9 protein-coding genes are annotated in these 9,969 nt (G+C 56.3%); 4 read left to right on the forward strand and 5 right to left on the reverse strand.

The window, feature by feature from the left end:
- On the forward strand, positions 1-508 hold a 508-nt coding region (locus H5U02_11655), incomplete at its 5' end, for a diguanylate cyclase (protein ID MBC7343073.1).
- Here H5U02_11655 and H5U02_11660 read toward each other — a convergent pair.
- Together H5U02_11660 and H5U02_11665 are read right to left on the reverse strand one after the other, a co-directional pair.
- On the reverse strand, positions 481-1,989 hold the full coding sequence (locus H5U02_11660) for an acetyl-CoA carboxylase biotin carboxylase subunit (GenBank protein ID MBC7343074.1): 1,509 nt from the start codon (positions 1,987-1,989) through the stop codon (positions 481-483). The two genes, H5U02_11655 and H5U02_11660, sit on opposite strands and share 28 nt — an antisense overlap.
- On the reverse strand, positions 1,982-3,838 hold the full coding sequence (locus tag H5U02_11665) for a pyruvate/oxaloacetate carboxyltransferase (GenBank protein MBC7343075.1): 1,857 nt from the start codon (positions 3,836-3,838) through the stop codon (positions 1,982-1,984). Before H5U02_11665 ends, H5U02_11660 begins: the two co-directional genes overlap by 8 nt.
- A 410-nt stretch (positions 3,839-4,248) precedes the next feature.
- On the opposite strand from H5U02_11665, the gene H5U02_11670 reads away from it, so the two are divergent.
- The 3 genes from H5U02_11670 to H5U02_11680 all read left to right on the forward strand — a co-directional run bounded on the left by H5U02_11670 (position 4,249) and on the right by H5U02_11680 (position 7,712).
- A complete protein-coding gene (locus H5U02_11670) occupies positions 4,249-5,331 on the forward strand; it encodes a 6-phosphofructokinase (protein ID MBC7343076.1) in 1,083 nt (360 codons plus the stop codon).
- 227 nt (positions 5,332-5,558) lie between these two features.
- Positions 5,559-6,446, forward strand: coding sequence for a flavodoxin family protein (locus H5U02_11675; GenBank protein ID MBC7343077.1), 888 nt, complete (start codon positions 5,559-5,561; stop codon positions 6,444-6,446).
- A gap of 120 nt (positions 6,447-6,566) precedes the next feature.
- The gene (locus tag H5U02_11680; GenBank protein MBC7343078.1) at positions 6,567-7,712 is read left to right on the forward strand and encodes an acyl-CoA dehydrogenase family protein; all 1,146 of its coding nucleotides are present in this window, start codon (positions 6,567-6,569) and stop codon (positions 7,710-7,712) included.
- Between the two features lie 211 nt (positions 7,713-7,923).
- Here H5U02_11680 and H5U02_11685 read toward each other — a convergent pair whose 3' ends face one another.
- The 3 genes from H5U02_11685 to H5U02_11695 all read right to left on the reverse strand — a co-directional run.
- On the reverse strand, positions 7,924-8,274 hold the full coding sequence (locus H5U02_11685; GenBank protein ID MBC7343079.1) for a hypothetical protein: 351 nt from the start codon (positions 8,272-8,274) through the stop codon (positions 7,924-7,926).
- Between the two features lie 317 nt (positions 8,275-8,591).
- The gene (locus tag H5U02_11690) at positions 8,592-9,161 is read right to left on the reverse strand and encodes a hypothetical protein (GenBank protein MBC7343080.1); all 570 of its coding nucleotides are present in this window, start codon (positions 9,159-9,161) and stop codon (positions 8,592-8,594) included.
- A 593-nt stretch (positions 9,162-9,754) separates the two neighbouring features.
- The coding region (locus H5U02_11695) for a hypothetical protein (GenBank protein MBC7343081.1) at positions 9,755-9,969 on the reverse strand (215 nt) is incomplete at its 5' end.

Consider the following 9,969-nt stretch of genomic DNA (forward strand, 5'->3'; position numbering starts at 1 on the left):
GGCCAAAAACCAACCCTTGACCTTGATTTACGCCGATCTGGATGACTTCAAGGCCTACAACGATCATTACGGATTTCAGCGGGGCGATCAAGCCATCCGCTTCACAGCAGAAGTGATTACTGCTTGTGCGCAAAGGCAAGGGGAAAAGGACATTTTCATAGGGCACATTGGCGGTGATGACTTCGTCATCATCACTGCTTCGGATAAGGTTCAACAGCTCTGCGACGCTATTATTGCTAATTTCGACTCTCGGGTGGAAGAGCTTTACGATGAGGAGGACGCCCGGCGCGGCTATATCAAAAACGTAGACCGCCTGGGCCATGAAGTAATTGTGCCCCTCCTCTCCCTATCGCTAGCGGTAGTGGAGAGCAAGGGGCAGTTCCGCACCCGCCTGGAAATCGCCGAGGTAGCTGCCGAGCTTAAGCGCTATGCCAAATCCCGCCGCGGCAGCCTGACCGTCCGCGATCGGCGCCGCACCTATCAGCTCCGGCGCAGCACTTCTAAATAAGCGCCGATGCCGGCAGTAGCTGCCGCCACCTTTTTCTCCTCGCGGAAAATGGAGGCCATTTTTTCCGCCAAGGACTTCTCTTCCTCCACGATCCGGCGCATCTCTTGCTCCAGGAAGGGGTGAAACTGATCCACGAAGTGAGTAGTTAGCTCCCCCCTTTGGAAGGCGGGACTGTTCATGACCGCCTTGTGGAAGGGAATATTGGTTTTTACCCCGACGATGATGTACTCATAGAGGGCCCGGCGCATGCGCTGGATGGCTTCGGCCCGGTCCCGGCCATGCACGATGAGCTTAGAGATCATGGGATCATAAAAGGGAGGAATGCTGTAAGAAGTATTGACACCACTATCTACCCGCACCCCGATCCCGCCTGGAGACCGATAGCCCCGCAGCTTGCCCGGGCAAGGAACAAAGTTGTTGAGCGGGTCCTCGGCGTTGATGCGGCATTCGATGGCCCAGCCCTCAATCTGTACCTGGTCTTGGCTAAGGCTGAGGGGCATGCCGGCAGCAATCCGGATCTGCTCCTTGACAATATCCACGCCGGTGACCATTTCCGTGAGCGGGTGCTCCACCTGCACCCGGGTGTTCATTTCTAGAAAATAAAACTGAGGCTGGCTAGGGCCGCCAGCTCCATTGCCGTTGGCGGAGTAAATGAACTCCACCGTCCCGGCGTTGGTATAGCCGATGGCTCGGGCCGCCCGCACCGCTACTTCCCCCATTTTTTGCCGCAATTCCGGAGTCATAACCGGTGATGGCGATTCTTCGATCAGCTTTTGGTGCCGGCGTTGAATAGAGCATTCCCGCTCTCCCAAAGCAATTACATTTCCATGCTCATCGGCTAGGATTTGGAATTCGATATGCCGAGGCTGGTCGATGTATTTTTCCAGAAATACGCTATCGTCCCCAAAGGTGGACTGAGCCAACTTCTGGGTGGAACTAATGACCTCCTCCAGATCCTCCTCCCGCTCTACCGTAGCGATGCCGATGCCGCCGCCTCCAGCCGCTGCCTTTACCAGCACCGGAAAGCCTAGGGAACAGGCAACCTCCCGAGCCACACCCACATCCTTAATGGCTTCGGCAGTGCCAGGAATGACCGGAACCCCCGCCCGGGCCATAGCCTGGCGGGCAGCCACCTTATTGCCCATGAGCTGAATTACTCCCGGGGAAGGACCAATGAACTTGATGCCTGCCTGCTCGCAAGCATAGGCAAAGCTTGGATTTTCCGCCAAGAAACCGTAGCCCGGGTGAATGGCTTCCGCCCCCGCTCGCTTGGCAATGGAGATGATCTTGCGGATGTTGAGGTAGGTGTCCCGGGGCCGGTCTCCTCCCAAGGGGTAGCTTTCGTCAGCGTACTTGGCGGCAATGGAGTTGCGATCCGAATCCGAATATACTCCTACCGAAGTAATCCCTAGCTCCCGGCAGGCCCGCATTACCCGCATTGCTATTTCTCCCCGGTTGGCTACTAAAATCTTCTTAAACATGGTCGATCACCATCAACAAGTCGCCAGCGTTAATGACTTCACCCTCATAGGTATACACTTCTTTGACCCGGCCCGCCTGGGGAGCGCTGACGTTAATTTGCATCTTCATGGCTTCCACCACCGCCACCACGTCCCCAGCCTTGACCCGATCACCGGCCTTGACCTTGAGGGATAATACCATGCCCCCCACCGAGGAGGTAACCGCTCCTGGTGGTAGTGTGGCCGGCCTGCGCCCGTTGCCGTTGGCAGCCTGAGCCGTGGAGGCAGCCGCTCCGCCCCCGGAGCCGGGGGCGCCGGCGCCAGGTGCCAGGCCAGAGAAAACCCCGCCTGCACCAGGCCGAATGCGAACTTGAAAGTCTTCGCCGTCCACGTTGACAATGAACTCGGCCGTGGGGAGAGCGGCTATAGCTCCCTCCCCACCCCCACCGGCGCCAGAGCGCGGTGCCGGAAGAGCCTCTTCCTGTATCTCCCCTCGGAAGAACTTCACCGCTACCTCTGGATAGAGGGCGTAGGTGAGCAGGTCTTCCTCCCGGGTGAGGATGGCCAGCTTCTGGGCTTCCTCTTTCAGCCTGGGAAGCTCGGGGGGAAGGAGGTCAGCCGGACGGCAGCTGATGGGGCCACGGCCGCCAGAGCCACCATTGAGGCCGGGGCCTCCACCGTCAGGGCCGGCACCGTGGCCGTTGGCCAATACCTTGGCCATAACATCGGGGTTGATGGGCGCCGGAGTAGCCCCGTAATAGCCCAGGCAATAATCGCGAACTTCCTTGGTAACTTCGCGGTAGCGTTCCCCAGAGAGAACATTGAACACCGCTTGCGTGCCCACGATCTGGCTGGTAGGGGTAACCAAGGGCGGATAACCCAGGTCTTCTCTTACCTTGGGCACTTCCTGCAAGACCTCGTCATACCGGTCTAGGGCTTTTTGCTTTTCCAACTGAGAATAGAGGTTGGTAATCATGCCGCCCGGTATCTGATGCAGCAGAACCGATACGTCCGGCCGCTCGGCCACCGGGCTAATCAAGCCCTTGTACTTCTCCCGCAGCTCGTAGAAGTAATAACCGATCTCTACCAGCTGCCGCAAGTCCAAGCCGGTATCGTAACGTGAGCCCCTAAGGGCGGCCACCATGGTCTCGGTCGCGGGCTGGGAAGTGCCGCCGCCAAAGGGGCTAAAGGCGCAGTCTAAGATGTCTACCCCCGCTTGGCAAGCGCTCAAATAGCTCAAGGGCCCCATGCCGCTGGTGCAGTGGGTGTGCAGGTCTATGGGTATCTTTAGCTCCCTTTTAAGGGCGCTCACCAGTTCAAACGCCGCCTCCGGAGTAATCAGCCCCGCCATGTCCTTGATGCACAGGGAGTGGCAGCCCATGGCCTCAAGCTTGAGGCCCATCTCTACGAAACGCTCGATAGTATGAACCGGGCTCACCGTATAGCAGATAGCCCCTTGGATGTGGGCCCCGGCATCCAGGCCTGCCTTGATGGCCACTTCCAGGTTGCGCAAGTCATTCAAGGCGTCGAACACCCGGATTATATCGATACCGTTTTTTACCGCTAGCTGGACGAAGCGTTCCACCACATCGTCAGCATAGTGGCGGTAACCCACTAGATTCTGCCCGCGCAGGAGCATTTGTAGAGGGGTGCGGCGGATGCGCTCCTTCAGGGCTTTGAGGCGGTCCCAAGGATCCTCGTTGAGAAACCGCATGGCAGCATCAAAGGTAGCCCCGCCCCAAACCTCCAGCGAATAGAATCCCACCTGATCTAGCTTTTCAGCAATGGGCAACATATCCCGGGTGCGCATCCGGGTAGCAATTAACGACTGGTGCCCATCCCGCAAGGTGGTATCGGTTATCCGCACCACAATTCCCGCCTCCGTTTCCAAACCCAACCAAAAGACAATCCTTGTCGCCTAGGGCGCACTAGCCACAAATATAGAAAAAGCCGCCACCCCTGTCAAGGCATGACGGTCAATAATACTGTATACTTGCAAGAGAAGTCCACCACTAGTAGGCCGGTGAAGCAAACCAGCCTGAATCTGTCTTGGGTCGGCAGCGTCTCGCCACAATGCCTGAACCAAAACATTTGGCTTTGGGTATCCGAGTAAGGTATACTATGCTTGACCCTGATTACCAGAGACGGAGGCAATGCTCAAATCCGCCCTCCGCAAAGGCACCCCAGGACGGTTTCGGGAAAATCATGGGAAGAGCTGCGATCTTAAGGTTGGGCGCACAGCCATAGTTATTAAGGAATAACTGTTGAGGAGGCGAGAAGATGCCCAAGGTAGGGATTCTTACCGGCGGCGGTGATTGTCCGGGACTAAACGCCGTCATTCGCGCCGTGGCCAAAACCCTATGGCCGCAAGGATATGAGGTTATTGGTTTCCTGGATGGTTTTGCCGGGTTGGTGGAGGGCCGTTATTTAAAGCTAGATAATCCCAGTATCTCCGGCCTGCTCCACCGCGGGGGTACTATCCTGGGAACCAACAATCGCAACGACCCTTTTCATTACCCGGTTCGCAAAAATGGCCAGCTTACCTACCAAGATATGTCAGATGTGGCCATTGAAAACCTCGCCCGCCTAGGAATTGAGTCCCTCATCGTAGTGGGCGGCGATGGTAGCCTCTCCATTGCCCGAGAATTTAAGGAAAAGAAGGGCCTGAATGTCATCGGCGTGCCCAAAACCATCGACAACGACTTGGCTTCCACCGATCAAACCTTTGGTTTCGACACCGCCCTAGCCACTGCCACCGACGCTCTAGACAAGCTCCATACCACTGCCGAGTCCCACCACCGAGTGATGGTACTGGAGCTGATGGGCCGCTACGCCGGTTGGATTGCCCTGGAAAGCGGCCTAGCCGGCGGCGCCGATGTTATCTTAATCCCGGAAATACCGTGGAACATAGATAGCGTAGTCCGAAAAATCCTGGACCGCAAGAACCAAGGCAAGCCGTTCAGTATCGTGGTGGTGGCTGAAGGAGTAAAGTCGCCCAGCGGCGAGCTGGTGGTGCGGCAGACCATACCTGACAGCGCCGAACGTCTACGCTTGGGCGGGATTGGCGAGCTGGTAGCCAAGATGATCGAGGAGCGCACCCAGATCGAAACTAGGACCACTGTCTTGGGCCATATCCAGAGGGGTGGATCTCCTTCCCCCTTTGACCGCATCCTGGCTACCCGCCTTGGAGTAGCAGCCGCCATGGCTGCCGTTCAGCACAACTATGGCATCATGGTCAGCCTCAAGGGCCAGAATATTGTTCCCGTGCCCCTGGAAGAGGCTACCTCGAAACTACGGCAGGTACCGGTGGATTCGCAGCTGATCCAAGCCGCCCGAGCCATCGGTATCTGCCTGGGCGATTGAGCCCGGTTGGGTACTCCCGAGCGAGCGTAAGACAAAGCAGGGTGAAAAGTGGGGACAGGCCAGCCAGCACTCAACTTGGCCCGTGAGCGTGGAGTTTACTTGTGCCAGATAGCATAGCAAGAGTCTTGCTAGGTCGAGGGTGACTTTCGGTGAGCGCCGGGGAAACGGAGAAACCACCCATAGGAGTCGTAAGCCAGCTTGGAAAGGGCAAGGGGGCGAACAGGGATTTGACTAAAGTTCTAGGAATTGTAGGATCCAGGCGGCGGCTAAGCAATTCCGACGTCCTGGTGCGCGAGGCCATCAATCGGGTCCGAGAAGAAGGCTTGGAAACTCAGATCGTCTACTTAGACCAGTTTCGCCTGGAGGAGTGTAAGGGGTGCCTTAGTTGCGTATTTAAGGGCAAGTGCGCTCTCAATGATGACCTGGAGAAGATCTTATCCCTTATGCTGTCGGCGCAAGGGCTGATCGTTGGCGCTCCCACCTATCTTTTTAGCCCACCGGGGACCATTAAGATCTTGGGAGATCGCGGCCTCAATCTTTCGTCCTACCTGGATAATCTCAAAACCCAACCCCGTTATGGAATAGCCATCAGCATCAGCGGCGATCGGCGCTGGAACCCCATGGGAGTAGAATTTTTGACCCAGTTTTGCTGGATCTACGGTTTTCGAGTCATCGATTACTTAGAGGCCTACGGCCCTGGGCCGGGAGAGGTAGCCCTAGATGAGGCTAATCTGGCCGGCGCTCGGGCCATCGCCCATCGCTTGGTCCAGGCCTTGGCCGGAAACCCTTCCAAGCGCCCCGCCGCTCCCAATCAATGCCCAGTTTGCTACAGCCGCAACTTCCGGATCAATGAGAACGGCTGCGTAGTCTGCCCCATTTGTCTTAACCAGGGCCATATGGTAATGGTCAACGGCCAGCCCCAGATTGAGTTTCAGAAAGATCCCCCTTCCATTTCCGATCACTTTTGGTCTTGGGATTATCGCATTCACCATCTGCATGAATGGGTAATTCCTACCAGGGATCGCTACCTAAAACTTCGGCCGGCCATCAAGGAAAAACTCAAAAAATATAGAATAGAGATAATCAATGCTCCGCGCACCCAGCACTCCAATTGAGGCTATGGGCGTGGAGTCTAACCGGACCAGACCGCCAATGCCTCGTTGGGCTATGTTGAGCCCAAGGTTGAGTGCTGGGTGGCTGGAAGTAAATGTTTTTTCCAAGGAGGCGCGAGCATGATAGCCTTTGAGCTGACCCAAGAGCAAAAGGACCTGCAGCGATTAGCCCGCGAGTTTACCGAAAAAGAAATTATCCCCATCGCCCAGGAATATGATGAAAAGGAAGAGGTGCCGTGGGATTTAATCCCCAAAGCCCATGCCGCCGGGCTCATGAACCTCAACATCCCGGTCGAGTACGGCGGCCAAGGTCTGGACCACGTCACCGAGCTAATTGTAAGCGAGGAGCTATCCCGGGGCTGTGCTGGCATCGCTACCATGCTGGGAGCCAACGGCCTAGCTGTTACCCCCATCCTGATTGCCGGAACTGAGGAGCAAAAGCGGAAATACCTTACCTATTTGTGCGAAAAACCCCGCTTGGCCGCCTTTGGCCTTACTGAGCCCGATGCCGGGTCCGACGTCGCCTCCATCGCTACCACCGCCACCCCTGACGGCAACAGTTACATACTAAATGGGGTTAAGCACTTTATCACCAACGGCGGCATTGCCGACCTATATACGATTTTTGCTACGGTGGACCGCTCCCGAGGAGTAAGGGGCATATCTGCCTTCATTGTCCCCGGCGACACTCCTGGCCTACGGATGGGCAAGAAGGAGCGCAAGATGGGCATCCGCGCCTCCCATACTGGAGAGGTAATTCTCGAAGAGGTTCGCGTCCCTAAGGAAAACCTCCTGGGCAACGAAGGCCAAGGCTTCCGCATCGCCATGCAGACCTTGGATCGCACCCGGCCGGGCGTAGGAATCCAGGGGGTAGGGATCGCCCGGGCCGCCTATGAGGCTGCCGTCAAATATGCCAAAGAGAGAATCCAGTTTGGCAAGCCTATTGCCGCCAATCAAGCCATCCAGTTTATGTTGGCGGATATGGCCATGCTCATCGATGCGGCCAGGTTGCTTTGCTGGCGGGCAGCCTGGCAAATCGACGCCGGCAACCCTTCCTCGCTGGCCGGATCCATGGCCAAGGCCTTTGCCACCGATGTGGCCATGAAGGTAACCACCGAAGCGCTGCAGATCTTTGGCGGCTACGGGTACATGCGCGATTACCCCATGGAAAAATACATGCGGGACGCCAAGATTCACCAGATATTTGAGGGTACCAACCAAATCCAACGGGTGGTGATGTCAGCCAATATCCTCCAAGGCCGGCTTTAGATCCACTCTAGAGGATGGGGGTGCCCGGACTACCTTAGGCCCATAAGCCTCGCCTACGTCCACGATGATGCCGCCGCCGGCAGCTTTAGCCCGGGAGGCAAAGCTCGGATCCGGCCCTTCAAACATGGGCTCGGCCATGGCCGGGATGTTGGAGCGAAGGGGCAGAAGGCAATGTGTTTCAGACAGGCCGAGCGAAACCAGGCTGTACGCTTTACAGGCTTATATCAGCCTTAGAACCCTCGCGTGCTCCAAGAAAAGCTAACAACGCCCCGACCCCCAAGAGGATGGCGGCAACGGAATAAAAGGCCGATATGGCAATTACGCCACCTATAGCACTAATGATCATGAGGATTGCCGCCAGTTTGGGCTTTCCTATGGCCAAGGCACCCCCAACTATTCCCAAGATGGCCAGCGGAATGGCTGCAAATCCAAGCCCGGCAACCGTTTCTGCCCCTGGTGCGTTGAAGGCGCTGCCTATACCGCCTGCAAATAATGCCATGCTACCTCCTACCAGGCCAGCTAGTCCACCCAGGATACCTAGAATCAACCCTGCTAACTTCACCTTTCAAACCTCCTCATAGGAAAAAATGATTTCCAAGCTAAGGTGCTGCTCCTACGCTCCGCCGTCGCACGTGGGGCCAGCTTCCGCTCCGTCTCGGGCGCCGACGGGCCTCGGGGCCAATCATACGTCCTGTTGGTTTGCTGCCCAGGTCCTCGTGCCTTCCGCCCCACCTGTGCCTTCGCCGCCGCTGAACCGACTTGGCCGTCGGTTGCTACCGTTTCCAGATCGGGCCTCCAGCATTTCGGCGCACTTCTCCATGCCAAGCGGTAGAACCGGCTGCACCGGGCAGCTGCTCGGCCAGGACTTTGCCCACGCTCCTATTTAGTGGGCTTGAGAGCTACCCCCATATCTTCCTGAGCCTCCAATACCTTCCCATTAGGCAAGTGAACCCGAACCAATATCAAACCAAACGGGTCATCGGAAGTTCTGACCTTCATATCTGAGAAGGGAACTTTGATCCCCGACCCGGTAAACATGAAATTGCCATCCTTCCAACTATCTATGGTACCGCTCCCCGCGTAAACCTGGCGGTCTTTCTTGGTTTTGAAGTCGTCACCCATCTTAGTAGTCCATATCTCAATGTCTACCTTCATCTGCACTCCCTCATACTGAACCGTCTGGTCGTTGGCATCTTTCAGGTCAGGATACACAATTATCCCGTCCTCTTCAGCATCACTTTCCCAATTCGCAGGTACGGTCATCACCGTCGCATGAGTAGCTTTGCTTAGCAGTCCTTCCTCACTTTTACCATCACCAGGGGAAGAACCAGGCGCTGGGCTGGCAGTGCTGCCGCTGTCGGAACCGCACCCACCGGCCAACAGCAATAATACCAAGCACACACCAAAGGAGGTCAAAACAAATCGCCTGGCCTTGAACTTCGCCATCATTATCCAGTCCTCTCCTTCTGCAAAAGATGCTTCCGAATTTGCCCAAGCTGGGTGCCCTGGTTTCGAGTCTACCGCTGCCGTCGTTACCGCCTGAGCCGTCAAACCGACTAGCAACTTCCCGTCCAGTGGTATAGAATGCATTATGCCTGCGCACTCAACCTGACCACCCCCAAGCCACTGCCGTCCTTCAGTCTTCCACCTAAATCGCAGGGCTTAAGCTTCTGGCCTTCCCAATTCAGGCCCCAGCTACCCGCGTGAATCCTGTTAATTCAATCTTACCGCACGAGGACGACACCAAGTGTCGTTCCGCCTTGGACCTGAAAAAAGAATCAGCGCTTCTTTCCAGGCCCAGGAAACAAGCTCTTGACCGAATGGCAAGTCCAGTCTGGCTCCCGACAGAAGTATTCACGAACTGCTGAAGCATAATGGTAACCGCCGCAGCGTAACAGGCTTGGCGTACTGATCCTTCCAAAAGATATTCAGGAAAGCAGATAGTAAGACAACACATACTAGAATCAACCATTTAGAATCAACATCAAACGTTAGCCTTGTTTCCATCTCATTATCGTGCTTCCCTCTTCATTCTCCATATTCTATTGTGGCTCACGAACATCTACCAGGTATCCCAGGCCCAGGATGCGAAAAATGCCGATGAGCGCACAGCACCCAGAAATGTAGCCGCTGCGGGCACCGGCAGAAGCTCGACCCCTTCGGTGCGGGTCTACCGCTGCCCGCAGTGCGAGCTGGTCGTGGGCTGGGACGAGAACTCCGCCATGAACCTGCTCAACAAAACTCTTGCCGAGCTGGC

This window comes from Clostridia bacterium, assembly GCA_014360065.1.
Lineage (GTDB): Bacteria > Bacillota > DSM-521 > Neomoorellales > JACIYF01 > JACIYF01.